This is a genomic window from Sphaerisporangium rufum (genome assembly GCF_016863395.1).
In the GTDB taxonomy this organism is placed as follows: Bacteria; Actinomycetota; Actinomycetes; order Streptosporangiales; family Streptosporangiaceae; genus Sphaerisporangium; species Sphaerisporangium rufum.
Genome location: NZ_BOOU01000013.1, coordinates 258,999 through 283,889 on the forward strand (window position 1 = coordinate 258,999; position 24,891 = coordinate 283,889).

The 24,891-nt window shown below is 74.2% G+C and carries 27 protein-coding genes; 20 read left to right on the top strand and 7 right to left on the bottom strand.

Features of this window, described 5'->3' with window-relative positions; genetic code table 11:
* Positions 1-31 precede the first annotated feature (31 nt).
* Genes Sru01_RS05455 through thiO form a run of 3 tightly spaced genes read right to left on the bottom strand, consistent with a single transcriptional unit; the run spans position 32 to position 2,404 of the window.
* Entirely contained in the window at positions 32-868 is an 837-nt protein-coding gene (locus Sru01_RS05455; RefSeq protein ID WP_203982776.1) for a thiazole synthase, read from the bottom strand.
* Between the two features lie 37 nt (positions 869-905).
* Positions 906-1,106, bottom strand: a complete 201-nt coding sequence (gene thiS, locus Sru01_RS05460; protein ID WP_203982722.1) for a sulfur carrier protein ThiS — start codon at positions 1,104-1,106, stop codon at positions 906-908.
* A 38-nt stretch (positions 1,107-1,144) separates the two neighbouring features.
* Positions 1,145-2,404, bottom strand: a complete 1,260-nt coding sequence (thiO, locus tag Sru01_RS05465) for a glycine oxidase ThiO (protein WP_373869488.1) — start codon at positions 2,402-2,404, stop codon at positions 1,145-1,147.
* Positions 2,405-2,624: 220 nt separating this feature from the next.
* Here thiO and Sru01_RS05470 point away from each other — a divergent pair, with 220 nt between their 5' ends.
* Genes Sru01_RS05470 through thiE form a run of 3 tightly spaced genes read left to right on the top strand, consistent with a single transcriptional unit; the run spans position 2,625 to position 4,834 of the window.
* Complete coding sequence (locus tag Sru01_RS05470) at positions 2,625-3,794, top strand: NAD(P)/FAD-dependent oxidoreductase (RefSeq protein WP_203982724.1); 1,170 nt, start codon at positions 2,625-2,627, stop codon at positions 3,792-3,794.
* A 49-nt stretch (positions 3,795-3,843) separates the two neighbouring features.
* Positions 3,844-4,218: an Rv2175c family DNA-binding protein gene (locus Sru01_RS05475; protein WP_203982725.1), complete on the top strand. Its 375-nt coding sequence runs from the start codon at positions 3,844-3,846 to the stop codon at positions 4,216-4,218.
* Complete coding sequence (gene thiE, locus Sru01_RS05480; protein ID WP_203982726.1) at positions 4,196-4,834, top strand: thiamine phosphate synthase; 639 nt, start codon at positions 4,196-4,198, stop codon at positions 4,832-4,834. The genes Sru01_RS05475 and thiE overlap by 23 nt, the downstream gene beginning before the upstream one ends.
* 60 nt (positions 4,835-4,894) lie before the next feature.
* On the opposite strand, the gene Sru01_RS05485 is transcribed toward thiE, so the two are convergent.
* Positions 4,895-5,962: a polyprenyl synthetase family protein gene (locus Sru01_RS05485; RefSeq protein ID WP_203982727.1), complete on the bottom strand. Its 1,068-nt coding sequence runs from the start codon at positions 5,960-5,962 to the stop codon at positions 4,895-4,897.
* A 232-nt stretch (positions 5,963-6,194) separates the two neighbouring features.
* Between Sru01_RS05485 and metF the strand changes: the two genes are divergently transcribed.
* A complete protein-coding gene (metF, locus tag Sru01_RS05490; RefSeq protein WP_239136954.1) occupies positions 6,195-7,127 on the top strand; it encodes a methylenetetrahydrofolate reductase [NAD(P)H] in 933 nt (310 codons plus the stop codon).
* A gap of 36 nt (positions 7,128-7,163) precedes the next feature.
* On the opposite strand, the gene Sru01_RS05495 is transcribed toward metF, so the two are convergent.
* A complete protein-coding gene (locus Sru01_RS05495) occupies positions 7,164-7,718 on the bottom strand; it encodes a GNAT family N-acetyltransferase (RefSeq protein ID WP_239136956.1) in 555 nt (184 codons plus the stop codon).
* 73 nt (positions 7,719-7,791) lie between these two features.
* Complete coding sequence (locus Sru01_RS05500; RefSeq protein WP_373869489.1) at positions 7,792-8,268, bottom strand: YbaK/EbsC family protein; 477 nt, start codon at positions 8,266-8,268, stop codon at positions 7,792-7,794.
* Positions 8,269-8,397: 129 nt separating this feature from the next.
* Here Sru01_RS05500 and Sru01_RS05505 point away from each other — a divergent pair, with 129 nt between their 5' ends.
* Positions 8,398-9,285, top strand: coding sequence for a L,D-transpeptidase family protein (locus tag Sru01_RS05505; RefSeq protein ID WP_203982728.1), 888 nt, complete (start codon positions 8,398-8,400; stop codon positions 9,283-9,285).
* 516 nt (positions 9,286-9,801) lie between these two features.
* Positions 9,802-10,242, top strand: a complete 441-nt coding sequence (locus Sru01_RS05510; RefSeq protein ID WP_203982729.1) for an SAV_6107 family HEPN domain-containing protein — start codon at positions 9,802-9,804, stop codon at positions 10,240-10,242.
* Between the two features lie 186 nt (positions 10,243-10,428).
* Here Sru01_RS05510 and bldD read toward each other — a convergent pair whose 3' ends face one another.
* Positions 10,429-10,923 (bottom strand): transcriptional regulator BldD, encoded by a 495-nt coding sequence (gene bldD, locus Sru01_RS05515; RefSeq protein WP_203982730.1) that lies wholly within the window; start codon positions 10,921-10,923, stop codon positions 10,429-10,431.
* A 394-nt stretch (positions 10,924-11,317) separates the two neighbouring features.
* Between bldD and pyrR the strand changes: the two genes are divergently transcribed.
* The 14 genes from pyrR to Sru01_RS05585 all read left to right on the top strand — a co-directional run.
* Positions 11,318-11,944, top strand: coding sequence for a bifunctional pyr operon transcriptional regulator/uracil phosphoribosyltransferase PyrR (gene pyrR, locus Sru01_RS05520; RefSeq protein ID WP_203982731.1), 627 nt, complete (start codon positions 11,318-11,320; stop codon positions 11,942-11,944).
* Positions 11,941-12,876 carry an aspartate carbamoyltransferase catalytic subunit gene (locus Sru01_RS05525; protein ID WP_203982732.1) on the top strand — a complete coding sequence of 312 codons (936 nt, stop codon included), beginning with the start codon at positions 11,941-11,943 and terminating at the stop codon, positions 12,874-12,876. The genes pyrR and Sru01_RS05525 overlap by 4 nt, the downstream gene beginning before the upstream one ends.
* Positions 12,873-14,177: a dihydroorotase gene (locus tag Sru01_RS05530; RefSeq protein WP_203982733.1), complete on the top strand. Its 1,305-nt coding sequence runs from the start codon at positions 12,873-12,875 to the stop codon at positions 14,175-14,177. Before Sru01_RS05525 ends, Sru01_RS05530 begins: the two co-directional genes overlap by 4 nt.
* Positions 14,174-15,313, top strand: a complete 1,140-nt coding sequence (carA, locus tag Sru01_RS05535) for a glutamine-hydrolyzing carbamoyl-phosphate synthase small subunit (protein ID WP_203982734.1) — start codon at positions 14,174-14,176, stop codon at positions 15,311-15,313. Before Sru01_RS05530 ends, carA begins: the two co-directional genes overlap by 4 nt.
* Complete coding sequence (gene carB / locus Sru01_RS05540) at positions 15,306-18,599, top strand: carbamoyl-phosphate synthase large subunit (protein ID WP_203982735.1); 3,294 nt, start codon at positions 15,306-15,308, stop codon at positions 18,597-18,599. The genes carA and carB overlap by 8 nt, the downstream gene beginning before the upstream one ends.
* A gap of 25 nt (positions 18,600-18,624) precedes the next feature.
* Positions 18,625-19,512, top strand: coding sequence for a dihydroorotate dehydrogenase electron transfer subunit (locus tag Sru01_RS05545; RefSeq protein ID WP_203982780.1), 888 nt, complete (start codon positions 18,625-18,627; stop codon positions 19,510-19,512).
* Entirely contained in the window at positions 19,502-20,476 is a 975-nt protein-coding gene (locus Sru01_RS05550) for a dihydroorotate dehydrogenase (RefSeq protein WP_203982736.1), read from the top strand. Before Sru01_RS05545 ends, Sru01_RS05550 begins: the two co-directional genes overlap by 11 nt.
* On the top strand, positions 20,473-21,171 hold the full coding sequence (gene pyrF / locus Sru01_RS05555; protein WP_203982737.1) for an orotidine-5'-phosphate decarboxylase: 699 nt from the start codon (positions 20,473-20,475) through the stop codon (positions 21,169-21,171). Before Sru01_RS05550 ends, pyrF begins: the two co-directional genes overlap by 4 nt.
* Before the next feature lie 256 nt (positions 21,172-21,427).
* The gene (gene mihF / locus Sru01_RS05560; protein WP_203982738.1) at positions 21,428-21,751 is read left to right on the top strand and encodes an integration host factor, actinobacterial type; all 324 of its coding nucleotides are present in this window, start codon (positions 21,428-21,430) and stop codon (positions 21,749-21,751) included.
* A gap of 120 nt (positions 21,752-21,871) precedes the next feature.
* On the top strand, positions 21,872-22,465 hold the full coding sequence (gmk, locus tag Sru01_RS05565) for a guanylate kinase (RefSeq protein ID WP_203982739.1): 594 nt from the start codon (positions 21,872-21,874) through the stop codon (positions 22,463-22,465).
* A 93-nt stretch (positions 22,466-22,558) separates the two neighbouring features.
* Positions 22,559-22,822, top strand: a complete 264-nt coding sequence (gene rpoZ / locus Sru01_RS05570; RefSeq protein WP_203982740.1) for a DNA-directed RNA polymerase subunit omega — start codon at positions 22,559-22,561, stop codon at positions 22,820-22,822.
* A 38-nt stretch (positions 22,823-22,860) separates the two neighbouring features.
* Positions 22,861-24,099 (top strand): bifunctional phosphopantothenoylcysteine decarboxylase/phosphopantothenate--cysteine ligase CoaBC, encoded by a 1,239-nt coding sequence (gene coaBC, locus Sru01_RS05575; protein ID WP_203982741.1) that lies wholly within the window; start codon positions 22,861-22,863, stop codon positions 24,097-24,099.
* A 57-nt stretch (positions 24,100-24,156) separates the two neighbouring features.
* Complete coding sequence (locus tag Sru01_RS05580; protein ID WP_203982742.1) at positions 24,157-24,525, top strand: hypothetical protein; 369 nt, start codon at positions 24,157-24,159, stop codon at positions 24,523-24,525.
* 132 nt (positions 24,526-24,657) lie between these two features.
* On the top strand, positions 24,658-24,891 hold a 234-nt coding region (locus tag Sru01_RS05585; protein ID WP_275412138.1), incomplete at its 3' end, for an S-adenosylmethionine synthetase N-terminal domain-containing protein.

Sequence of the window (24,891 nt, forward strand, 5' to 3'; positions counted from 1 at the left end):
GATGCCGACATGTTCTCCCGTCATATGGGCGTCACGGCGCCGTGCCGCCCGGGGTGATCGCGGGCGAGGAGGCTTCAGCGTACCGCCTGCGGGGGATCCGGCCGGCGAGGCGCGCCCGGCGTCCGGCCAGTACCGCGTCACGCATGGCGGCGGCCATCAGGCCGGGGCGGCGGGCCCGGGTGACCGCGCTGGCCAGCAGCACCGCGTCGCAGCCGAGCTCCATGGCCAGCGCCGCGTCGCTCGCGGTGCCGACGCCGGCGTCCAGGATCACCGGGACCCCGGCGGCCTCGACGATCAGCTCGATGTTGTGCGGGTTGCGGATGCCGAGCCCGGAGCCGATCGGCGAGCCGAGCGGCATCACCGCCGCGCAGCCGGCCTGCTCCAGCCGCCGGGCGAGCGCCGGGTCGTCGCCGATGTAGGGGAGCACGGTGAACCCGTCGGCCACCAGCCGCTCGGCGGCGTCGAAGGTCTCGATCGGGTCGGGCAGCAGGGTGCGCTCGTCGCTGATGACCTCCAGCTTCACCCACGCGGTGCCGAGCGCCTCCCGGGCCAGCCGCGCGGTGAGCACCGCCTCGCCGGCGGTGAAGCAGCCGGCGGTGTTGGGCAGCACCCGGATGCCCCGCTCGCCCAGCACGTCCAGCACCGACCCGGCGACGGTGGGGTCCAGCCGGCGCATGGCGACCGTGGTGAGCTCGGTCCCGGAGGCGTCGAGCGCCTCGCCGAGCACCTCCAGCGACGGCGCGCCGCCGGTGCCCATGATCAGGCGGGAGGCGAACTTCTCGCCGGCCAGCACCAGCGCGTCCCCGGCGCCGTCCGGCGCGTCCGCGTGCTCCGGTCCCCGCGTCCCGGTCGTCGCCGCTCCCGGCATCCCCGTCACCCCCGTCATCTCCGGCATGCCCGTCATCTCAGCCACCCTGCACCGCGGTCAGCACCTCGACGCGGTCACCCGGGCCGAGCCGGGTCGCGGCCCAGTCGGCGCGCCGCACCACCTCGTCGTTGACCGCCACCGCGATGCCGGCGGCGGCCGGGGTCATCTCGCTGACCGCCTCGGCCACGGTCGTGCCCGCCGCGACCTCGCGGGGGACACCGTTGATCGTCACTTTCATCGCGCTCCGGGGCCGGCAGGGCCCCGTCCCTCCTTCGGTCACGGTCGTCGCCCGGCCGGGGACGGCGCCGGGGCGCCCTTCCCCCGGAACCGCGACGGTGAGCAGATGGCGGTCACCGGCACGTCCGGTGCCGGGCCGGCCGCACCCGGCCCGCCGGGTCCGCCGGGCCGGTCGGGTCCGGCGACGGGGGCGGGCCCGCCAAGCTCGGCGGCGATGGCGTCGGCCGTCAGCGGGGCGAGCAGCACCCCGCCGCGGTGGTGGCCGGTGGCCAGCAACAGGCCGGGCAGCACCGACGGCCCGATCACCGGCAGGTTGTCGGGGGTGCCCGGCCGCAGCCCGGCGCGCACCTCGGCCACCTCCAGCTCGGTCACCCCGGGGACCAGCTCGCGGGCGTCGCGCAGCAGCTCCCACAGCGCGCCCGCGGTGACCCGGGTGTCGAACCCCATCTCGTGCTGGGTCGCACCGAGGACGATCTCGCCGTCGCCGCGCGGTACCAGGTAGGCGTGCGAGCCGTGCACCGTGCCACGCACGCAGCGGCCGAGCAGGCCGGGGGCGCCGCGCAACCGCATGATCTCGCCCTTGACCGGGCGGACCGGCGGCAGCGCCTCGGGCGGCAGGCCGGGCATCGACGCCGACCAGGCGCCGGCGGCCAGCAGCACCCGGCCCGCGGGGATCGCCGTGCCGTTTTCGGTGCGCACCCCGCGCACCCGGTCGCCGGCCACCTCGACGGCGGCGACGCGCTCGGTCACCAGGGCGGCCCCGCGGCGGGACAGCGCGGCGAGCAGCGCCGCGGTCACCCGGCGCGGGTCCACCCAGGCGTCGCCGGCGGCCAGCAGGCCGCCGCGCACCGCGGGGGAGAGCATCGGCTCGGCCCGGCGGCACTCGCGGCCGGTGAGCCGTTCCACCGGCAGGCCGAGCCGGGTCATGAAATCGGCCAGGTCGGAGAGCGCGGCCAGGTCGTCGGCGCCGAAGGCGACGTCCAGCGTGCCGGTCGCCCGGTGGTCGACGTCGACACCGGACTCCTCGGCCAGCTCGGCGGCGAAGCCGGGCCAGCGGGCCAGCGAGGCCAGGCCGAGCCGCAGCAGCGGCTCCTCGGTGTAGGTCACCTCGCTGACCGGGGCCAGCATGCCGGCGGCGGCGTGCGTCGCCCCGGCGCCGGGGGAGGGGTCCACCACCGTCACCCGGTGGCCGAGGCGGGCCGCCCGCCAGGCGGCGGACAGCCCGATCACGCCGCCGCCCACGACGACCACGTCGGCGGCCCGTGCCGGGTCCATCTTCATCGCTCCCTTCGCCGGCATGATCCGGATCAGGTCGGTGGCGGTCGAGGGCCGTCAGCCCTCCTCTCAGCCCGGTCTCGCCGGACTCCCGCGCGTCGGTCAGACGACCAGCCTATTCCTCCCCCGGTATGCCCGGCGCCCTCGCTTGCGGCATTTCATTACCCTGCGTTCGCGAAAGTGAGCCGTTTTGTTATGGAACCGAGATTGCCGGGTTACCCGCCCCGCCGATTAGGGTCAGGTTGTGAATCATGTCGTGGTGGTGGGAGCAGGGTTGGCCGGGGTGCGCAGCGTGGAGGCGCTGCGGGCGCGCGGGTACCGCGGGCGCGTCACCCTGATCGGCGACGAGGTCCATCGGCCCTACGACCGGCCGCCGCTGTCCAAGGCGGTGCTCTCCGGCGGCATGGACTCCACCCTGGTCGACTCCGACCTCGGCGCGCTCGACGTCGACCTGCGCACCGGCGTGGCGGCCAAGGGCCTGCGGCCGGGCACCCTGGAGACCACCGAGGGCGAGATCGAGTACGACGGCCTGGTCATCGCGACCGGCGCCGCGCCGATCCGGCTGCGCGGCGAGGGCCCGCAGCACGTGCTGCGCACCATCGACGACGCGCTGGCCCTGCGGGCCCTGCTGCTGCCCGGCGCCCGGGTCGCGGTGGTCGGCGCCGGCTGGATCGGCGCGGAGGTCGCCACCGCGGCCCGCCGCGCCGGCTGCGAGGTGACCGTCGTGGAGGCCGCCGCCGCCCCGCTGTCGGCCGCCCTCGGCCCGGAGGTCGGCGGGCGCACCGCGTCCTGGTACGCCGAGGCGGGCATCGGGCTGCGGCTCGGCGCCATGGTCGGGTCGGTCGATCCCGGCGGCCTCACCATGATGGACGGCTCCTGGGTCCCGGCCGACGTGGTCGTCACCGGCATCGGGGTCCGCCCGAACGTCGGCTGGCTCGCCGGTTCGGGCGTCGAGGTGGACGACGGCGTGATGGTCGACGAGCACCTGCGCACCTCGCTGCCGGGCGTGGTCGCCGCGGGCGACTGCGCGAACTGGTGGTCGCGCCGCTTCGGCCGCCGGATGCGCGTCGAGCACTGGGACGGCGCGCTGTACGCGCCGGAGGCCGCGGTCGCGACGCTGCTGGGCGACCCGGCGGTGTACGACCCGATCCCGTACTTCTGGTCCGAGCAGTTCGACCGCATGGTGCAGTACGCCGGCGACCACCGCGGCGCCCGGCTGATGTGGCGCGGCGACCCGGTCGCCGGCCGTGGCTGGGCCGCCTGCTGGCTGGACGCCGAGGAACGCCTGGTGGCCATCCTCACCGTCGACCTGCCCCGCGACCTGGTGCAGGGTCGCCGCATCATCCAGAGCAGGCAAAGACTTGACACGGATCGGGCGAAGGACCCGTCGACACCCTTGCGTGACTGTTTGTGAACCCCTCAGGGGTGTTTGAGGTGCGGCGCCCCGTGGTACTTGTGGTTCCGTGACGCTTTCTGTTGCACAGATCGACCGGGAGACCGACCAGCTCGTCGGAGAGTGGCTTCCCCTCTCGGAAGTGGCCGGGCGGCTCGGGCTCAGCATCGGCCGTGCCAAGCAACTCCTCAAGGACAAGAAGCTGGTCGGAGTCCGCCGCGGCGGGCCGCAGCCGGAGGTCCCGGCGGTCTTCATCGCCGGGAACGACGTGGTGAAGGGCCTGCCGGGCACGCTGACCGTGCTCGCGGACGCGGGCTACGACGACGTCGCGGCCCTGCGCTGGCTGTTCACCGCCGACGACTCCCTGCCGGGGGCCCCGATCGAGGCGATCGCGGCCGGCCGGCACACCGAGGTGAAGCGGCGTGCCCAGGCGCTCGCTTTCTGACGCCAGGCTCTACCTCTGCACCGACGGGCGGCGCCGCCAGGGCGACCTGGAGCGCTTCCTGGACGCGGTCCTCGGCGCCGGCGTCGACATCGTCCAGCTGCGCGAGAAGGGCCTGGAGGCGGCCGAGGAGCTCGCGCTGCTGGAGGTGTTCCGCGCCGCCTGCGACCGGCACGGCGCCCTGCTGGCGGTGAACGACCGGGCCGACATCGCGCACGCGGCCGGCCCGGACATCCTGCACCTCGGCCAGGACGACCTGCCGGTGCCGGCGGCCCGCGCGATCGTCGGCCCGGACCTGCTGATCGGGATGTCCACCCACAGCGCCGCCGAGGCGTCCGCCGCGGCGGTGGCGCGCGGGGTCGACTACTTCTGCTGCGGCCCGGTGTGGCCGACCCCCACCAAGCCGGGCCGGCCCGCGCCGGGCCTGGCGCTGGTGGAGCACGCGGCCGCGCTCGGCACCGACCGCCCGTGGTTCGCCATCGGCGGCATCGACCTGGACACCCTGGACGAGGTGCTGTCCCGGGGCGCGAGCCGGGTGGTCGTGGTGCGCGCCATTACCGAGGCCGCCGACCCGGCGGCCGCCGCCAAGGAGTTCGCCCGCCGGCTGGGCGGCGCCTGACCGCCTCGCGGGCCGGATCGCCCGCCCCGCCGGGCCGCCGGGGCCGGCGCGCGGGCGCCGTCAGCTGCGGCGGGAGGTGGCGGCGACGGCGAGTCCGGCCAGGGCCTCGCGCGCCTCGGCGGTGATCGGGGCGCGCTCCAGCGCGGTGAGCGCGTCGTCCAGGTAACGCTTGATCATCTCCTCGCTGGCGGCCAGCGCGCCGGTCTCCTCGATGATCTCGCGCAGCCGGGCGACGCCCTCGCCGTCCAGGGCCGGGTCGCCGAGCAGCCGCCGCACCTGGTCGGCCTGCCCGGGGGAGGCGGCCGAAAGCGTCCGGGCGATCAGCATGGTGCGCTTGCCCTCGCGCAGGTCGTCCCCGGCCGGCTTGCCGGTCTCGGCCGGATCGCCGAACACGCCGAGCACGTCGTCGCGGAGCTGGAAGGCGATGCCGACCCGCTGGCCGTACCCGACGCACACCCGGTCGATCCACGGCTCCTCGCGCCGGACGGCCAGCAGCAGGCCGAGGCGCAGCGGCTGCTCGACGGAGTACTTGCCGCTCTTGTGCAGCGCCACCCGCAGCGCGCTGTCGAAGGTGCCGCCGCCGTGCGCCTGCTCCAGCAGGTCGAGGTACTGCCCGCACATCAGCTCGGTGCGCATGAGGTCGTGCACGGGCTCGGCCGCGGCCAGCGCCTCCGGCGGCATGCCGCTGGTCCGCCACATCTCGCCCGACCACACCAGCAGCAGGCTGCCGAGCAGCACGGCCGCGCCCTCGCCGAACTGCGCCGCCGACCCCTGCCACCCGGACTCCTCGTGCAGCGCCTGGAACCGGCGGTGCACCGAGGGACGGCCGCGGCGCAGGTCGCTGGCGTCCATCACGTCGTCGTGGATCAGCGCGCTCGCCTGCAGCAGCTCCAGTGACGCCGCGGCGGTGACGATGGCCGGATCATCCCCGCCGCCGCCCGCCCGCCAGCCCCAGTAGCAGAACCCCGGGCGCAGCCGCTTGCCGCCGGACAGGAAGTCGTCCAGGGCGTCCAGCAGCGGGCGGAGTTCCGGACCGCCGACCAGCGGGCGCTGCCGGTCGACGAACGCCCGCAGGCGGTGGTCCACCTCGGTGTGAAGGTCGTCCAACCGGGTGAAAGATGTGGTCATGCTCCGAGATTAACCGGCCGCCGAACACGACAGATCTCCCGTACCACCCTAAGCGCGTCGCGGCACATACCCCGCTATGCCGACTTATCCCGCCGAAGGCGGCTATACCGGGTTATACCGCCCCAACCTGCCGGGGAGGGACGGCGGAGGAACGCTCGAATCTCCCTCGAATCCGGCCGGGAGAGCACGCCGGCCACGGGTGCGGATTGGTCTGAACCTGTAGCCTTGAAGCATGTCGCTGGGTCGTCCATCCATGATGCCGGACCGCGTCCCGACGGTCCGCGAACTCCTCGCCGCCGGAGACCGCTCGTTCTCCTTCGAGTTCTTCCCCCCGAAGACCGACGAGGGGGAGCGGCAGCTGTGGCGCGCGATCCGCGAGCTGGAGGCGCTGCGCCCGACGTTCGTCTCGGTCACCTACGGCGCCGGCGGCTCCAGCCGCGACCGAACCGTCGAGATCGTCGAGCGGCTCGCGCACGAGACGACGCTGACCCCGGTGGCCCATTTCACCGCGGTGAACCACTCGCTGCGCGAGCTGCGCCACCTGGTCGGCCGGTTCGCCGGCGCGGGGGTGCGCAACATCCTGGCGGTCCGCGGCGACCCGCCCGGCGCCGACCCGCTGGCCGAGTGGGTGCGCCATCCCGAGGGCGTCGCCTACGCCGAGGACCTGGTGCGGCTGATCCGCCAGGCCGGCGACTTCTGCGTCGGGGTGGCCGCGTTCCCCTACCGGCACCCGCGCTCGCCGTCGGTGGAGTCGGACACCGAGTACTTCATCCGCAAGTGCCGGGCCGGCGCCGACTACGCGATCACCCAGATGTTCTTCCGCGCGGACGACTACCTGCGGCTGCGCGACCGGGTGGCGGCCAAGGGCTGCGACACGCCGATCATCCCCGGCGTGATGCCGGTCACCCAGATGAGCACGATCGCGCGGTCGGAGCAGCTGTCCGGCGCGCCCTTCCCGCCGGAGGTCGCCGAGCGCTTCGCCCGGGTCGCCGACGACCCGGCCGCGGTGCGCGACCTCGGCGTCCAGCACGCCGCCGAGATGTGCCGGCGGCTGCTCGACGAGGGCGCCCCCGGCATCCACTTCATCACCTTCAACCGCTCCAGCGCGACCCGCGAGGTGTACCAGGCGCTGACCGCGCCGTCCGCCGTCCCCGCCACGTCGTGACCGCCACGCCCTGACCGCCGCCGGCGCCGGCGGCGGTCAGCGCGGCGCGGGCAGCGGGAGCGGTACGCCGACGATCGCGTAGTGCTCGTAACCGCCGGGGAAGACGAACATGGTGAGCAGGTCGACGAACCCGAGCCGCCGGTAGAGGTGGCGGGCGGCGGTGGGCCGGTCGTGGGTGGACAGCACCGCGCTGCGCTCCGGCCGGCCCTCGCACAGCCCGCGCACCAGCCGGCGTCCGATGCCGCGCCCCTGGTGGTCGGGGTGCACGTGCAACTCGGCGATCTCCAGCGCGTCGTCCAGCCAGCCGGACGCCGAGCCGGGGCCGGCCCGCTCGGCCAGGGCCTGGCGCACCACGTCATGCCACCACTGCCCGGCCGCGCCGTGGAAGGCGTAGCCGAAGCCCACCGTCGCGCCCTGCGCCGTCCGGGCCAGTAGGCAGGTGAAGCCCGGGAACGTCGCGTGGTTGCGCATGATGCCCTGCCGGCCGGACAGCTGGTCGGCCGGCGGCCGCATCGCCGCCGTGTAGACGTCGAGGACGGCGGGCAGCGCCGCGATGAACTCCCCCGGACCGGCGCGTCGCAGGTCGATCACCCGTCGACCCTAGCAGGAGGGTGATCGACCGGCGGACGAAGGCCGCGAATGTGACGGCCCGGCGCGCGGCCGGTCAGCCCACGTCGGCGGCGGTGCCCTCGGTGATGCGCACCAGCTCGGCGAAGGAGGTCGGGAAGACCGCGTGCGCGTGCCCGGCCGCGGCCCAGACGACCTCGTGCCTGCCGAGCCAGGTGTCCACCAGCGTGCGGATCGGCGCCGGATGCCCGACCGGCGCCACGCCGCCGATCACCTGGCCGGTGGCCGCCCGGACGAACTCCGGAGTGGCGCGGCTCACCCGCTCCACCCCGAGCAGCGCGGCGACCTTGCCGGTGTCGACGCGGTGCGCGCCGCTGGTCAGCACCAGCAGCGGGGCGCCCGCCGCCTCGAAGACCAGGCTGTTGGCGATCGCGCCCACCTCGCAGCCGACCTGCGCCGCCGCGGCGGCCGCGGTCGGCGCGGCGTCGTCCAGCACGACGACGTCACCTGACGCCCCCCGCTCGCGCAGGGTCGCCATCACGTTCAGCACGCTCGGGTGCAACTTTTCCGCCACCCGGCAACTCTAAAGGGGAAGGGCGGACATGGGCGATCGATTACATCTGGATGACGCGCCGAGGCGGGCCATTGCCGGTGCGCTAGTGTCCCTCGTCTATTCGTGGTCTTTACGAAGGGAATGCGTGACATGAGGATCAGCAGGCGGCGGCCGGCCGCGGCGGCGCTCCTCACCGCGGCGGCCATCCTCGTCCCCGGCGGGCCGGCCGCGCCGGCCGCCGCCGTCACGCCCGCCGGGGCGGCCGTGACGGTGAGCACGGCGGGTACGGCAGGCACGGTCCAGCCGGCCGGCGCGGCCGCGCCGGCCGCCGGTCGGGTGCGCGCCGCGGCGCCGTTCACCGCGCCGTTCACCGCGCCGTTCACCGCGCCGTTCACCGCGCCGGGCCGCACGCTGCGGCTCGGCGCCAAGGGCGCGCCGGTCAAGCTGCTGCAGGCCAGGCTCAAGGAGCTCGGTTACGCCCCCGGGCCGCTGGACGCCCGGTACGGCGGCGCGACGCAGTCGGCGGTGTGGGCGTTCCAGAAGGTGCAAGGGATCCGGCCGACCAGCACGATCGCCGCCCGCACCTGGCGCGCCCTGGAGAGCCCGCGGGCGCCGCGGGTCCTGGTGCCCAAGGGCCGGCCCGACCGGGTGGAGATCGACCTCACCCGGCAGGTCGCGGTGCTGTACCGGGCGGGCCGGGTGCGGCTCGTCACCCACATCTCCTCCGGCAGCGGCGTGCCCTACTGTGAGACGGCCACCTGGCAGGGCAAGACCCAGCGGTTCTGCGGCAGCGCGCGCACCCCGACCGGCGACTACAAGACGACCTGGCGCCGCTCCGGCTGGCACCGCTCCTACCTCGGCCAGCTGTACAACCCGATCTTCTTCAACGGCGGCATCGCCCTGCACGGGGCGCTGTCGGTGCCGCTCTACCCGGCCTCGCACGGCTGCGTGCGGCTGCCGATGCACGTGGCCCAGGCCCTGCCCGGGCTGCTCGGCACCGGAGTGCCCGTGCACGTCAGGGGCGCCTTCCGCCGCTGACGACCGCATCAGGCGTGCCCGCGGGGCCGCGACCGCCACGGCGGTCGCGGCCCCGCGTCGTCCGCGGCCCTTGGACGGCCGTGTCATCGCCGGTCACCCCGCGATCGAACCTGTGTTCGCTTAATGCTTGACAAGCATGGTCATCGAATTTATGTTCGACACAGTGGGGGTGGGACTCGCGGCCCGCCCTCACTCCCGGCGGGGGGAGGGTCGTCGCCGGCCCTCCACGCGGACCGAAGGGCCGGACGGGGAGAGGGGAAGCTCCTCGTCCGGCCGGAGAGATCGGGCGAGGCGCGCCGCGACGGGCGGCGCGCGGAAGGGCGGCCGGCGCGGAGTCCGCGCCGGCACCGAGAGCACCCGGGCAGGTCCGGCCGTGCGGCCGGGCCCGCCGGGCGAGGGAACGAGGTACGAGCCCGGCACATGGTCACCAGGCGGGTCGCCGGAATTGTCGGTGGCGTCTGCGACCGTGTTATCACCGGCGGTCACCGCCGGGGCCACGACCCCAAGGAGGGTGGCATGACCCGAGAGTCCGGAGAAGGTCCCCGGCTATCACCTGCCGTGCGGGCGCACCTGGCCGACGCGCACTCCTGCCTGGCCGACGCCGCGGCGGCCCGCGCGCCCGCCGAGCGGTACGTCGCGGCGCACCTGGCGGCGCTGCGCGCGGCGGCGGCGGTGCTGGCGGCGCTGCCCCGGCCGATGGACGCCCGCCGGCGGCGGCTGCGCAGCGCGTGGGAGCTGCTGCCCGAGGCCGAGCCGAAGCTGGGCCAGTGGGCGGCGTTCTTCGCCGAGAGCGCCCGCAAGCGGGCGATGGCCGAGGCGGGCATGGTCCGGGTGGTCTCCGCGCCGGACGCCGATGATCTCCTCGCCGAGGCGCAGGGCTTCGTCGCGGTGATCGAAGATCTGCTCGGCGTGCCCGGGCAGTCCGCGCTGCCGCTGCGCGCCCCGATGGCGGGCTGAACCGCCCGCGGTCCCGGCGCCCGGTGCCCCGCGCCGGCCGCACCCCGTTGCCGACCCGGCACGCCGGCCACGGGCCACCGCCCGCCACCGGTGCCGCCGTACGCGGACCGGCGGGCACCGGCGATGGCTCCCCGGCACGTCCCCGGCCACCGGCGGATCAGCCGGCCGGCGGCCGCCGTCGATGGATCAGAAGGACTCGACGGCCCGGCGGGCCTCGGCGTCCAGCACACCCCAGTTGATGAGTTCCTCGGTGAGCTCGTTGGGCGACTTGTCGTAGATCACCGCCAGCGAGCGCAGATCCTCCTGGCGGATGGACAGCACCTTGCCGTTGTAGTCGCCCCGCTGGCTCTGGATGGTGGCGGCGTACCGGGCGAGCGCCCCGGCCTTCTCCTTGGGCAGCTGGGCGAGCCGCTCCAGGTCGATGACCAGCTTCGGCGTGGGCCCGAGCGGAGTGGGCGCCGACCCGCCGGGCAGCAACTCCGACACCGGCACCCCGTAGAAATCGGCCAGCTCGGCGAGCTTCTGCACGGTCACGGCCCGGTCGCCGCGCTCGTAGGAGCCGACCACGACGGCCTTCCACCGCCCCCGTGACTTCTCCTCGACTCCGTGCAGCGACAACCCCTGTTGCGTGCGGATGGCGCGCAGTCGTGCGCCCAGCGACTTGGCGTAGTCAGACGGCATCGTTTGGCCCCCCGGCTTTCTTATGAAACGTTCTCACCAATTGTGCGCCTTGCGACGAATGCCGTGGCACCCGGGGCAGGCACCACCGGAGACCGGATCGTCTGGGTTTACCCGAGAACGTCGCGAGGTGTGGTTACGGACAGTGACGGTAAAGGTGTGGGCGTGATTGGTCAAGCTGATTGGAAAAAAGATGCCGAATCCTGTCCGGTTCCGGCATGCGGCCCCCGGTGACCGCGCCGCCGGTCCGGCCGCCCGGCGGGCCCTCCGGGACGCCCGCGTCCGCCCGGCCCGCCGCGCCGCCGACCGGTGCGGATCCGCCGGGGACCGGCTGATAACGTGTTGGAGCCAGTTCCTTTAAGACCCGTCCCGTGAGGCGGGAAAGGCGGTGACCTTCATGAACGTCGCCCGAAAACAGGGGCGCGACGACGATCGGCGGCACGACGGCCCCTCGGAGCCCGGCGATCCGCCCGGCCCGGAGCACGCCGGAGAGCGGGCCGTCCTGGAGGCCCCGGACATCGGCCGGGCCCTCACCCGCATCGCCCACGAGATCCTCGAACGCGCCAAGGGCGCCGACGACCTCATGCTGCTCGGCATCCCCACCCGCGGCGCCTTCCTCGCCCGCCGGCTCGCCGAGCGCATCGAGCAGGTGGAGGGCCGCCCGGTCGCGGTGGGCTCCCTGGACGTCACGATGTACCGCGACGACCTGCGGCTGCGCCCGGCCCGCGCGCTCGGCCGCACCGAACTGCCCGCCGGCGGGGTGGACGGCCGCATCGTCGTCCTGGTGGACGACGTGCTGTTCTCCGGCCGCACGGTCCGGGCCGCGCTGGACGCGCTGAACGACCTCGGCCGCCCCCGGGCGGTCCGGCTGGCGGTCCTGGTCGACCGGGGCCACCGCGAACTGCCCATCCGCGCCGACCACGTCGGCAAGAACCTGCCCACCTCGCGCGCCGAGACCGTGCGGGTCTGCCTCAGCGAGATCGACCGACGGGACGCCGTCCTGCTGCGGGGAGGCCAGCGATGAACCGCCACCTGCTGTCCACCGCCGACCTGTCCCGCGACGACGCGGTGCTCATCCTGGACACCGCCGAGCACCTGTCGCAGGTCGCCGACCGCTCCATCAAGAAGCTCCCCACGCTGCGCGGGCGCACCGTGGTCAACCTGTTCTACGAGGACTCCACCCGCACCCGCATCTCGTTCGAGGCCGCGGCCAAGCGGCTGTCCGCCGACGTCATCAACTTCTCGGCCAAGGGGTCGAGCGTGTCCAAGGGCGAGAGCCTGAAGGACACCGCCCTCACCCTGCAGGCCATGGGCGCCGACGCGGTGGTGGTCCGGCACGGCGCCTCCGGCGCGCCGCACCGGCTGGCCACCTGGGTGGACGGCAGCGTGGTCAACGCCGGCGACGGCACCCACGAGCACCCCACCCAGGCCCTGCTGGACGCCTTCACCATGCGCCGCCGCCTCGGCGACCTGGACGGCCGCCGGGTCACCATCGTCGGCGACATCCTGCACAGCCGGGTCGCCCGTTCCAACGTCCACCTGCTGCACACCCTGGGCGCCGAGGTCACCGTGGTCGCGCCGCCCACGCTGCTGCCGGTGGCGATGGGCGACTGGCCGTGCGAGGTCTCATACGACTTCGACGCGGTGCTCTCCAAGTCGGACGCGGTCATGATGCTGCGCGTCCAGCACGAGCGCATGAACGCCTCCTTCTTCCCCTCGGCCCGCGAGTACAGCCGCCGCTACGGCCTGGACCCGGCCCGGCTCGCCCGCATGCCGGAGGGGGCGATCGTCATGCACCCGGGCCCGATGAACCGCGGCATGGAGATCGCCGCCGAGGTCGCCGACTGCGCGCGCTCCACCATCGTGGAGCAGGTCACCAACGGGGTGACCGTGCGGATGGCCGTCCTGTACCTGCTGCTGTCCGGCTCGGAGTCGGCGATCGGGGGACCCCAGTGAGCTACCTTCTGCGCGCCGCCCGCGTCCTGGGCGGCGAGCCGCGCGACGTGCTGGTCGAGGGCGAGTACATCACGTCCGTCGGCGCGCCGGGCGAGGTGGACGGCACCGGTGCCACGGTGGTGGACGCCGGCGGGCTGGTCGCGCTCCCCGGGCTGGTCGACCTGCACACCCACCTGCGCGAGCCGGGGCGGGAGGACGCCGAGACCGTCGAGTCCGGCACCGCCGCCGCGGCGCTCGGCGGGTTCACCGCCGTGCACGCCATGGCCAACACCTCCCCGGTGGCCGACACCGCGGGCGTCGTGGAGCAGGTGTGGCGGCTCGGCCGCCAGGCCGGGCACTGCGACGTGCGCCCGGTGGGCGCGGTGACCGCGGGCCTGGCCGGCCGCCAGCTCGCCGAGCTCGGCGCCATGGCCGACAGCGAGGCCCGGGTGCGGGTCTTCTCCGACGACGGGGTGTGCGTGTCGGACGCGGTGCTCATGCGCCGGGCGCTGGAGTACGTCAAGGCGTTCGACGGCGTGGTGGCCCAGCACGCCCAGGAGCCGCGGCTCACCGAGGGCGCGCAGATGAACGAGGGGTCGGTGTCCGGCCGGCTCGGCCTGGCCGGCTGGCCGGCGGTCGCCGAGGAGGCGATCATCGCCCGGGACTGCCTGCTCGCGGCGCACGTGGGCTCCCGCCTGCACATCTGCCACGTCTCCACCGCGGGCTCGGTGGAGATCATCCGCTGGGCGAAGTCCAAGGGCTGGGACGTCACCGCCGAGGTCACCCCGCACCACCTGCTGCTCACCGACTCCTGCGCCGAGACCTCGCCGGTCGGCCCCTACAACCCGCTCTACAAGGTCAACCCGCCGCTGCGCACCGCCGCCGACGTCCAGGCGCTGCGCGAGGCGCTGGCCGACGGCACCATCGACTGCGTCGCCACCGACCACGCCCCGCACCCGGTCGAGGCCAAGGAGACCGAGTGGCCCGGCGCGGCCATGGGCATGATCGGCCTGGAGACCGCGCTGCCGGTGGTCCAGGAGGCGATGGTCGAGACCGGGCTGCTGGACTGGGCCGGCGTCGCCGACCGCATGTCCGCGCGCCCGGCGCGCATCGGCCGGCTGGCCGGCCACGGCGGCCCGCTGCGCGCGGGCTCGCCGGCGAACATCACCCTGTACGACCCGGCGGTCCGCCGGGAGGTCGACCCGTGGGGCTTCGCCTCCAAGAGCCGCAACACCCCCTACCAGGGGATGACGCTGCCGGGCCGGGTCGTCGCGACCTTCCTGCGCGGCCGCCCCACCGTTCTCGAAGGGAAGCTCACGTGACGCGCGCGACCACCGCCGTTCTGGTGCTGGAGGACGGCCGGGTCTTCCACGGCACGCCGTACGGCGCCGAGGGGGAGACCTTCGGCGAGATGGTGTTCAACACCGGGATGACCGGCTACCAGGAGACGCTGACCGACCCCTCCTACCACCGCCAGATCGTCGCGATGACCTCCCCGCACATCGGCAACACCGGCGTCAACGACGAGGACCCCGAGTCCTCCCGGATCTGGGTGGCCGGGTACGTGGTGCGCGAGCCGGCCCGGGTGCCGTCCAGCTGGCGGGCGCGCCGATCGCTGGACGAGGAACTGCGCGCCCAGGGGGTGGTCGGCATCGCGATGCCCGGCACCCGGGCGCTCACCCGCCACCTGCGCGAGCGCGGCGCGATGCGCGCCGGGATCTTCACCGGCCCCGCCGCGCCGGTGGAGGAGCTGGTGGACCGGGTGCGCAGCAGCCCCGAGATGGCCGGCGCCGACCTGGCCCGCGAGGTCTCCACCCCCGAGCCGTACGTGGTGCCGGCCCACGGGACCAAGCGGTTCACCGTCGCGGCGCTCGACCTCGGCATCAAGGCGATGACGCCGTACCGGATGGCCGAGCGCGGCTGCGAGGTGCACGTGCTGCCGGCGGACTCCACCGCCGAGGAGATCCTGGCCGTGGACCCCGACGGGGTGTTCCTGTCCAACGGGCCGGGCGACCCGGCGACCACCGGCTACGCGGTCGAGGCGCTCACCGGGGTGCTCGCGGCCCGCCGCCCGGTGTTCGGCATCTGCTTCGGCAACCAGATCCTCGGCCGGGCGCTCGGCCTGCCGACCTACAAGCTGCGCTACGGCCACCGCGGGGTGAACCAGCCGGTCCAGGACCGGCGCACCGGCAAGGTGGACATCTCCGCGCACAACCACGGTTTCGCCGTGCAGGCCCCGCTGTCCGGGCCGTTCGAGACGCCGTACGGCCGGGCGGAGGTCAGCCACGTCAACCTCAATGACGACTGCGTGGAAGGGCTGCGCCTGCTGGACTACCCGGCGTTCAGCGTGCAGTACCACCCAGAGGCCGCCGCGGGGCCGCACGACGCCGCGGGACTGTTCGACGAGTTCTGCGCGCTGATGGCGGGCGCGACGGCGAAGGGCGGGGAGCGTGCCTAAGCGGACCGACATCCGGTCGATCCTGGTCATCGGCTCCGGGCCGATCGTGATCGGTCAGGCCTGCGAGTTCGACTACTCCGGCACCCAGGCGTGCCGGGTGCTGCGGGCCGAGGGCTACCGGGTCATCCTGGTGAACAGCAACCCCGCGACGATCATGACGGACCCGGAGTTCGCCGACGCCACGTACGTGGAGCCGATCACCCCGGGCATCGTCGAGCAGATCATCGCCCGCGAGCGGCCGGACGCCCTGCTGCCCACCCTCGGCGGCCAGACCGCGCTCAACACCGCGGTCGCGCTGCACGAGGCGGGCGTGCTGGAGCGGTACGGCGTCGAGCTGGTCGGCGCCGACATCGCCGCGATCCAGGCGGGGGAGAACCGCGAGCAGTTCAAGGGGATCGTCGCGCGGGTGGCCGACCGGTACGGCCTGAACGCCGAGTCGGCGCGCTCGGCCATCTGCCACACCTTGGCCGAGTGCCTGACCGCGGCCGATTCGCTCGGTTATCCGGTCGTGGTGCGGCCCTCCTTCACCATGGGCGGAGCCGGCTCCGGCTTCGCCCACGACGAGGAGCAGCTGCGGCGCATCGCGGGCGCGGGGCTGGACGCCTCGCCGACCAGCGAGGTGCTGCTGGAGGAGTCGATCCTCGGCTGGAAGGAGTACGAGCTGGAGGTCATGCGCGACCGCGCGGACAACGTCGTCATCGTCTGCTCCATCGAGAACATCGACCCGATGGGCGTGCACACCGGCGACAGCGTCACCGTGGCCCCGGCCATGACCCTCACCGACCGCGAGTACCAGAACATGCGGGACGTGGCGATCGCGGTCATCCGCGAGGTGGGGGTGGACACCGGCGGCTGCAACATCCAGTTCGCCGTCGACCCGCGCACCGGGCGCATGATCGTCATCGAGATGAACCCGCGGGTGTCGCGCTCCAGCGCGCTCGCCTCCAAGGCAACCGGCTTCCCGATCGCCAAGATCGCCGCCAAGCTCGCCGTCGGGTACACCCTGGACGAGATCCCCAACGACATCACCCGGGAGACCCCGGCCTCCTTCGAGCCGTCGCTGGACTACGTCGTCGTCAAGGTGCCGCGTTTCGCGTTCGAGAAGTTCGCCGGCGCCGACCAGACGCTCACCACGCACATGAAGTCGGTCGGCGAGGCGATGGCCATCGGCCGGTCCTTCCCCGAGGCGCTGCAGAAGGCCCTGCGCTCGCTGGAGAAGAAGGGGGCGTCGTTCGCCTGGGCGGGCGACCCGGGGGACCGGGCGGAGCTGCTGGCGGCCTGCCGCACCCCGCACGACGGGCGGCTGCGCGCCATGATGCAGGCCCTGCGGGCCGGCGCCACCGTCGAGGAGCTGTACGAGGCGACCAGCGTCGACCCGTGGTTCCTGGACCAGCTCCTGCTCATCGACGAGGAGGCGCGCGCGGTGGGCGCGGCCGACACCCTCACCGCCGGCGTGCTGACGCGCGCCAAGCGGCACGGCTTCAGCGACGCGCAGATCGCCGAGATCCGCGGCCTGCCCGAGGAGCGGGTGCGCGAGCTGCGCCACGAGCTCGGCGTCCGGCCCGTCTACAACACCGTGGACACCTGCGCCGCCGAGTTCGCCGCCCGCACGCCCTACCTGTACTCCACCTACGACGAGGAGACCGAGGTCCCGCCCGGCGACCGCCGCAAGGTCATCATCCTGGGCAGCGGTCCCAACCGGATCGGCCAGGGCATCGAGTTCGACTACGCCTGCGTGCACGCCTCCTTCGAGCTGTCGGCCGCCGGCTACGAGACCGTCATGGTCAACTGCAACCCCGAGACGGTGTCCACCGACTACGACACCTCCGACCGGCTCTACTTCGAGCCGCTCACCCTGGAGGACGTGCTGGAGGTGGTGCGCGCCGAGCAGGAGTCCGGCCCGGTGGCCGGCGTCATCGTCCAGCTCGGCGGGCAGACGCCGCTCGGCCTGGCCCAGGCGCTGAAGGACGCGGGCGTGCCGGTCGTCGGCACCAGCCCCGAGTCCATCCACCTGGCCGAGGAGCGCGGCGCGTTCGGCCGGGTGCTCGCCGAGGCGGGGCTGCCGGCCCCCAAGCACGGCACCGCGGTCACCGTCGAGCAGGCCCGCGAGATCGCCGCCGAGATCGGCTACCCGGTGCTGGTCCGGCCGTCCTACGTGCTGGGCGGCGCGGGCATGGCCATCGTGTACGACGAGGAGACGCTGGGCGCGTACATGGCCCGCGCCGGGGCGGCCAGCGACCACCCGGTGCTGGTCGACCGGTTCCTGGACGAGGCCATCGAGATCGACGTGGACGCGCTGTACGACGGCGAGGAGCTCTACCTCGGCGGCGTCATGGAGCACATCGAGGAGGCCGGCATCCACTCGGGCGACTCGGCGTGCGCGCTGCCGCCGATCACGCTCGGCGGGTTCGACATCAAGCGCATCCGGGCCGCCACCGAGGCCATCGCCCGGGGCGTCGGCGTGCGCGGGCTGCTGAACGTCCAGTACGCCGTGGCGGCCGGCGTCCTCTACGTGCTGGAGGCCAACCCGCGGGCCAGCCGCACGGTGCCGTTCGTGTCCAAGGCGACCGCGGTGCCGCTGGCCAAGGCGGCGGCGCGCGTCATGATGGGCGCCACGATCGCCGGGCTGCGCGCCGAGGGCATGCTGCCCGCCGACGGCGACGGCGGCACCCTGCCGCTGGACGCCCCCATCGCGGTGAAGGAGGCGGTGCTGCCGTTCAACCGGTTCCACGGGGTGGACACCGTCCTCGGGCCGGAGATGCGCTCCACCGGCGAGGTCATGGGCATCGACGAGGTGTTCGGCACCGCCTACGCCAAGTCGCAGGCCGGGTCGTACGGCTCGCTGCCCACCAAGGGGCGGGCGTTCGTCTCGGTGGCCAACCGCGATAAGCGCGCCATGATCTTCCCGGTGAAGGCGCTGGCCGATCTGGGCTTCGAGATCCTGGCCACCGAGGGCACCGCCGAGGTGCTGCGCCGCAACGGCGTCCATGCCAAGATCGTGCGCAAGCAGAGCGACGGCCCGGGCCCGGACGGCGAGCCCACCATCGTGTCGCGCATCCTGTCCGGCGAGGTGGACCTCATCGTGAACACGCCCTTCGGCAGCCCGGGGCAGTCCGGTCCCCGGCTGGACGGCTACGAGATCCGCACCGCGGCCGTGCTGCGCGGCATCCCGTGCGTCACCACGGTTCAGGGCCTCGGCGCGGCCGTCCAGGGCATCCAGGCGGTCGCGGCCGGCTCGGTGGGCGTACGGTCACTGCAGGAGCACGCGCGGCGGCTCCGGGGCTGATTCCCGCGGCGGGAGGTGAAGGAGACTGGCCGTAACCCCGGTCCAGGTCACGGGCACGGTGCTGACCACGCGCCGGGTCGACGCCTACCACGCCCTCACCGTGGTGGCGCCCGGCATCGCCGAGCGCTTCCGCCCCGGGCACTTCGTCACCGTCGCGGTCGGCGGGCCGGACACCTCGATGCCGGCCCGCCGTGCCTTCGCCGTGCACGACGTCAAGCCCGACTACGGCGGCACGGTGGAGCTGGTCTTCGCGGTGCGCGGCCGCGGCACGGCCTGGCTCGCCGAGCGGCGGGCTCGCGACACCCTCGACATCGTGGGGCCGCTCGGCCGGCCGTTCCCGGTGCCGCGCGACCCGGTGGGGTGCGTGCTGGCCGGCGGCGAGTACGGCTCGGCGTCGCTGTTCGCGCTGGCCGACACGCTGCAGCAGCGCGGCTGCCGGGTCGACTTCGTGCTCGGCGCCGCCTCCGCCGACCGGGTCTTCGGCGCGCTGCGCGCCCGCCGGATGGGCGAGACCACCACGCTCACCACCGAGGACGGCTCGCTCGGGTTGCGCGGGCGGGTCACCGACGCGCTGCCCGCGGTGATCGCCGACGCGCGGGCCGACGTGATCTACGCGTGCGGCCCGATGGCGATGCTGCGCGGGGTCACCGCGGTCGCCGCCGAGTTCGACATCCCGGTGCAGGTCTCGGTGGAGGAGGCCATGGCCTGCGGGTACGGGGTGTGCATGACCTGCGTCCTGCCGGTCATCGACGACGACGGGGTCACCCGCATGGTCCGCGCGTGCGTCGAGGGGCCGGTCTTCCGCGGCGAGCGGGTGCGCTTCGAGGACGTCGGCACCATCCCGTTCGATGCCCTCGGAGCCCCCGGGGGACGCGCCCAGGAGGGAGGTGCGCACACCCGGAATGTCGGTTGACATGCGGACCTACCTGGCGCACGTCGAGCTGGCCAACCCGATCACCACGGCGGCCGGCTGCGCCGGATCGGGCGCCGAGCTCGCCCAGTTCTTCGACGTCTCCCGGCTGGGGGCGGTCGTCACCCGTTCGATCACCATGGCGCCGCGGGCCGGCCGGCCGACGCCCAGGCTGGCCGAGACGCCCTCGGGGCTGCTCACCGCGGTCGGACTGCAGGGCCCGGGCGTCGACGCCTTCCTGGCCGCCGAGCTGCCCCGGCTGGCCGAGCGCGGGGCGCGCGCGGTGGTGTCCATCGCCGGCGGCAGCGTCGCCGAGTACACCGCGCTGGCGCGCCGGCTGGCCGACGCCCCCGGCGTCACCGCCGTCGAGGTCAACCTGTCGTGCCCCAACGTGGCCGACCTCGGCCGGGTCTTCGCCCGCGACCCGGCCGCCTCCGCCGAGGTGGTCGCCGCGGTGCGCGCCACCATGCGCTACGACGTCCCGGTCGTCGCCAAGCTGGCGCCGGACGCCGCCGACATCGTCGCGGTCGCCCGCGCCTGCGTGGACGGCGGCGCGGACGCCCTGGCGCTGATCAACACGCCGCTCGGCATGGCGATCGACGTCGACACGATGCGCCCCGCGCTCGCCGCGGGCACCGGCGGCCTTTCCGGGCCCGCCGTCCGGCCGCTCGCCGTACGCTGCCTGTGGCAGGTGCACGCCGCCCTGCCCGGGGTGCCCCTCGTCGGCATGGGCGGGGTGTCCACCGGCCGGGACGCCCTGGAGCTCGTCCTGGCGGGCGCCTGCGCCGTCGCGGTGGGCACCGCGCTGTTCCACGACCCCTACGCCGGCCTGCGCGTGCTGCGGGAGCTGGAGGACCTGCTCAAGGAGCGGGGCTTCGAGCGGTTCGCCGACGCGGTGGGACTGGCCCACCGGCCGCCCGGGGCCGCGCCCCGGCACCGAACCGACCTGGAGGAGAGCCCGCTGTGACGTCCGCACCCATCGCCGTCGCCCTGGACGCACCCGACCTGGAGACGGCGGCCCGCTGGGCGGCCCTGGTCACTCCGCACGTGAGCACCGTGAAGGTCGGCCTCGAACTGTACCTGCGCTACGGCCCCGACGTGATCGCCTCGGTCCGCGGCGCCACCGGCGTGCAGGTGTTCCTCGATCTCAAGCTGCACGACATCCCGAACACCGTCTCCGGCGCCGCCCGCGCGGTGGCCCGGCTCAAGCCCGCCATCCTGACCGTCCACGCCGCCGGCGGGCGCACGATGATCCAGGCCGCGGTGGACGCCGCCCCGCACACCCGCATCGCCGCCGTGACGGCCCTGACGTCGCTCTCAGAGGCCGATCTGGAGCGGATCGGGGTCAGGGGACCCGCCGGGGACGCCGTGCGCCGTCTGGCCGTCGAGGCGGTCGGCGCCGGTGCCCAGGCACTGGTGTGCTCGCCGCGCGAGGTGGCCGCCGTGCGCGCCGAGGTCGGCCCGGAGATCATGCTCATCACGCCGGGCGTCCGGCCGCCCGGTGCGGCGGCCCAGGATCAGGCGCGGGTGGCCACCCCGGAGCGGGCCGTGGCCGACGGCGCCGACCTTCTGGTGATCGGCCGGCCCATCACCGGTGCCGCCGACCCGGGGGCGGCCGCCGCGGCCATCGCCGCCACGCTCCGCCGGGTCGTTTCCGGCTGATCTCCCCGCCGCGAAAGATGGCCCGGAGGTCCCTTCATGACTAGCCCGGCGGGCCGCCGCGGGCCCGTTGATGACTAGCCCGAGAGGTACCAGTACACGGGGGGTTTCGTCGACACTCCGCCATGCGGCGAACACGAAGAGTGATGAAATCAATTTTGTGGGGGGAGAAACCGGTCTTGACGTTGCCTGAAGGCCCAAGACCAGCTAGTTTCCCCTCCCGTCCGAGTACATCGACAGAAATTCGAGGTGACCCGGCGTGGCTCTTCCTCCCCTGACCCCCGAGCAGCGCGCCGCAGCCCTGGAGAAGGCTGCCAAGGCCCGCAAGGAGCGTGCCGAGGTCAAGAACCGGCTGAAGCACGGCGCGGTTTCTCTGGCCGAGGTGCTGAAGGATGGTCAGACCGACGACGTCATCGGCAAGATGAAGGTGTCGGCACTTCTGGAGTCGCTCCCCGGCGTGGGCAAGGTCCGCGCCAAGCAGCTCATGGAGAAGCTCGGCATCGCCGAGTCCCGCCGCGTGCGGGGCCTCGGTGCCAACCAGCGAGCGGCTCTGGAGCGGGAGTTCGGCGGCTCCGAGAGCTGATCTCGGACCGCGGAACATGATTCACGGGGGTTTGGTGTGACCGGTACGTCCTGGCCCGACGAGGGCGGAGCCCACGAGGCGCCCGTGTTCGGCAGGGGCGGGACACGTGACGGTGACCCCATGCCCCCATCCGGGAGTCCGGAGGCGACGGTCGTCTCCTCCGGACCGACGGGAAAGCGCCTGACGGTCCTGTCCGGGCCGTCGGGCGTCGGCAAGTCCACGGTCGTCGCCGAGCTTCGGCGGTCCCACCCTGAGGTGTGGCTGTCGGTCTCGGTGACCACCAGGACGCCCCGCCCGGGCGAGACCCACGGCGTCGAGTACTTCTTCGTCTCGGCGGCGGAGTTCGACCGGCTGGTCGCCGGCGGCGACCTGCTGGAGTGGGCCGAGTTCGCCGGCAACCGCTACGGCACGCCGCGCGGCCCGGTGCAGGAGCGGCTCGCCGCCGGGGTGCCCACCCTGCTGGAGATCGACCTGCAGGGCGCCCGGCAGGTCCGCCGGAGCATGCCCGAGGCGCTGCTCGTCTTCCTGGCCCCGCCGAGCTGGCAGGAGCTGGAGAAGCGGCTGCGCGGCCGCGGCACCGAGCCCGAAGAGGTCATCGAGCGCCGGCTCGCCGCCGGGCGTGTCGAGCTCGCCGCCGAGAAGGAGTTCGACCTCACCCTGGTCAACACCGCCATCGGCGAGGTCTGCGAGCGGCTCATCGCGGTGATGAACTGACCCCGGCGGCCCGGGCGCGCGGATCCACCGCGCGAGCTTGGTATCCTTCGAGGCCGTAGGACCCATTAGCACTCCGACTGAGAGGCCGACGACGTGGCAGGCACTGCCCCGGTTGCCGAAGGCATCACCAACCCGCCGATCGACCAGCTGCTCGAGGTCGTCGACAGCAAGTACAGCCTGGTCATCATGGGCGCGAAGCGGGCGCGCCAGATCAACGCCTACTACTCCCAGCTCGGCGAGGGCCTGCTGGAGTACGTCGGCCCGCTGGTCGAGACGCACGCCCAGGAGAAGCCGCTGTCCATCGCGCTGCGCGAGGTCTCCGAGGGCCTGCTCACCTCCGAGCCGATCGAGGGCTGAGCGGCCACCCCCACCGTCCGATCCCTTCCGGAACCGTGATGGCGAGCCAGGACGGCTCCCGGCCGCGCGTCGTCCTCGGCGTCGGCGCGGGCATCGCCGCGTACAAGGCGTGCGAGCTGCTCCGGCTGTTCACCGAGTCCGGGCACGAGGTGCGGGTGCTGCCCACCCGTGACGCGCTGCGCTTCGTCGGCGAGCCGACCTGGGCCGCGCTGTCGGGCAACCCCGTCACCAGCGAGGTGTGGGAGTCGGTGCACGAGGTGCCGCACGTGCGCGTCGGCCGGTGGGCCGACCTCGTCGTGGTCGCGCCGGCCACCGCCGACATCATGGCCAGGGCCGCGCACGGCCTGGCCGCCGACCTGCTCACCAACACGCTGCTCACCGCGCGCTGCCCGGTGGTGTTCGCGCCGGCCATGCACACCGAGATGTGGGAGCACCCGGCCACCCGGGCCAACGTCGCCACGCTGCGCGAGCGCGGCTGCCTGGTCATCGACCCGGCGGTGGGCCGGCTGACCGGCGCCGACACCGGGCGCGGCCGGCTTCCCGAGCCCGCCGAGCTGTTCGAGGTGTGCCGCCGGGTGCTCGCCGGCCGGCCCCGCGACCTGGCGGGCCGGCGCGTGGTCATCTCCGCGGGCGGCACCCGGGAGGCGATCGACCCGGTCCGGTTCATCGGCAACCGCTCCTCGGGCCGGCAGGGGTACGCCCTGGCCCGCACCGCGGCCGCCCGCGGCGCCGAGGTGACCCTGGTCGCCGCCAACGTGGGCCTGCCCGACCCCGCGGGCGCCACCGTCGTCCCGGTGGAGTCCGCCCTCGACCTGCGCGCCGCCGTGCTGGCGGCGGCCGAGAGCGCGGACGTGGTGGTGATGGCCGCGGCCGTCGCCGACTTCCGGCCCGCCGACCCGCGCGACTCCAAGATCAAGAAAGTGCCCGGCGAGCCGGAGCCGATCCGGCTGGCCGAGAACCCCGACGTGCTCGCCGAGCTGTGCGAGCGGCGCCGCCGCGGCGCGGGGCCCGCGCCCGGCGTCATCGCCGGTTTCGCCGCCGAGACCGACGACGTGCTGGCCAACGGCCGCGCCAAGCTCGCCCGCAAGGGCTGTGACCTGCTGGTGGTCAACCAGGTCGGTGCCGGGCTGGCCTTCGGCACCCCGGACAACGCCGCCGTCGTGCTGGTCGCCGGCGGCGACCCGGTGGAGATCCCGCGCGGGCCCAAGGAGGAGCTCGCCGACACCGTCTGGGACCTGGTGGCCGCCCGGCTGCGGGAGACGGCCCCCGGCGCTTGATCGGAGCCCGCCATAGGCGGATACTCCAGGAGGATGCCGGACACAGGGAGCCGAAGAATGCCGGTGACCGCCGCCGTCAGGGAACGCTGCCGGGCGCTGCTGCCCCCCGGCGAGGAGATCCACTACGTCTTCCCCGCCACGCTCGCCGGTTCCGGCGGGGCGACCGGTCACCTGGTCGTGGTGACGGGGCGGTCGATCATCGTGCTGGCGACCAAGGTGTTCAGCAGGTTCGAGCCCGCCGCGGTGTGGGTCACCCACCCGCGACACACCCGGATCGGCCCGCTGGCCGCGGGCGCCCCGGCCACGATCAGGTTGGGTGGTACGGTCTTCGAGGTCGACGATGAATATGCCGCTGTCGTCGGGGCGGCCGACACCGAGGCGTTCTCGCCGGGCGACCTGCCGAAGGATCCGCTACCGGATCTGTAGGCCGGGAGCCGGGTCCCGGCCCGCGAGACGGGCCGCGCGGAGCGCCGCAGGTCGGGCTACACTCGGCGGAGCGCTTCGGCCGCCCGCGCCAAGCCAACGACGTCAGCAGCCGCTGCATGAGGAGCCACTGAGTTGTCCCGCCGCCTGTTCACCTCCGAGTCGGTCACCGAGGGTCACCCGGACAAGATCGCCGACCAGATCAGCGACGCCGTCCTGGACGCCATGCTCAAGGACGACGCCACCAGCCGCGTGGCCGTGGAAACGATGATCACGACGGGGCAGGTCCACGTCGCCGGCGAGGTGACGACGGAGACCTACGTCGACATCCCCGGTGTCATCCGGGAGAAGATCCTCGAGATCGGCTAC